This window comes from Williamsia limnetica (assembly GCF_003217475.1).
Lineage (GTDB): Bacteria > Actinomycetota > Actinomycetes > Mycobacteriales > Mycobacteriaceae > Williamsia > Williamsia limnetica.
In genome coordinates, this window is record NZ_QJSP01000047.1 from 1 (window position 1) to 1,326 (window position 1,326).

Annotated in this window: 2 protein-coding genes; one reads left to right on the plus strand and one right to left on the minus strand. The window is 62.4% G+C overall.

Translation table 11 applies throughout. From position 1 onward, the window contains the following. On the minus strand, nucleotides 1–521 hold a 521-nt coding region (locus DFR67_RS30110; RefSeq protein WP_146240586.1), incomplete at its 3' end, for a DUF222 domain-containing protein. 244 nt (nucleotides 522–765) lie between these two features. On the opposite strand from DFR67_RS30110, the gene DFR67_RS31520 reads away from it, so the two are divergent. Beyond that, complete coding sequence (locus DFR67_RS31520) at nucleotides 766–990, plus strand: hypothetical protein (RefSeq protein WP_342766766.1); 225 nt, start codon at nucleotides 766–768, stop codon at nucleotides 988–990. Nucleotides 991–1,326 lie beyond the last annotated feature (336 nt).

The window sequence follows — 1,326 nt, forward strand, 5'->3', positions numbered from 1 at the left end:
AGGTCGGGGTCGCGGAGCATGATCATCGTGTCGACCATGTCGCGGATGCGGTTTTTCGACCATGATCCGCGGCGGCGTAGTTGTTCGGCGATGTCTCGGTCGATGTCGGCCACGTGCTCGGTGCCGTCGATGAGGTCGGTGCGGGAGACGATCTCGGCGATGTGGTGGGCTGCGACCTGTCCTTCTTTGAGCAGTTGTTTGACGTGGGGGAGACGGTCGCGCAGGGCGAGGGCACGGGTGAGGTAGTTCTCGGCGCCTTGTTGGGTGATCTGTTGGGCGGCGGCCAGTTGCGCAGCGCAGACCGCGAATGGGTCGACGGCCCGCAACCCGACCGGGGTGTCTTCCAGGGGTGCGACGACGAGGCGGTGCAGCTGGGCGGCGCTGTCGTAGCGGACCCATTCGAAGTAGCTTTGCGCGGCCACCGACCGTTCACAGTTGCGCAGCAACTCGTTGGGCCGCAGCCATTTGGCGGGGCCGATACCGGCCGCCCGCTGCACTTCGACATCCCCACCCTCGAACATATGAGCGACTATGCCAGAAGGGTCTGACAATCCACCGTAAACTCGATCGTCGCAGTTCAACGCCCTGGGAGGTGCCGTGATTAAGGGCTGGACACCGCACCTACTGTGAGAACGTGGAGATCATCGGCTCGCGAGCGCGAAACCAACCCGCGCCCCCGTGGGTGCTTTACGAGGACCTGACCAATCCGAATCGTCAACCGAAGCGTCAGTGGCTACATCTTCTCGAGGATGAGGTCGCCCAAAGATGATCGTGGCCGAGAGCCCGTCTCGCGTCGTGTGGTCGTCGCTATGGGCCCGGCGCCCAGACGCGTTGGTGCAATTCGACCTGTTGACCGGCCGCGGGGGTACCGACTTGCGGTGGACGCTTCTTGTTGAAGAACCGCTACCGGATGAGAGTTTGACGGGTCACATTCGCAAACGCATCGGGACGCTGATCAACGCCAACCTGCGGTACACCTACGGACAGTGAGACGACCGGAGTCACCTGTCAGCGCTGATGGGCGGTTTCGGTCACACTCTCGACGACAAACCGTGAACGCATTACGGCGACAGTCAACCGCTTTCGGTGGTCGAGACAGCACCCCGCGCACTGCCTCGTGCGTCGCGCACCGAATCAAACCGATGCGCGACGCACAAAACCGTGCGGACGAGTTTTGCGTCAGCGCAGATGGGCGGTTTCGTTCACACTCTCGATGACGAACCGGCCTGAATGTCAGCGGTCACGTAATTCCCCAGGTTGATGGGGTTGTCCGTCACGTAATTCCCCACCTGGCCGTCACGTAATTCCCCACCCTGGGGTGTGTCG

Coding starts and splice junctions, on each gene's coding strand:
- DFR67_RS31520 (WP_342766766.1), top strand. CDS start 766: ATGATCGTGGCCGAGAGCCCGTCTCGCGTCGTGTGGTCGTCGCTATGG.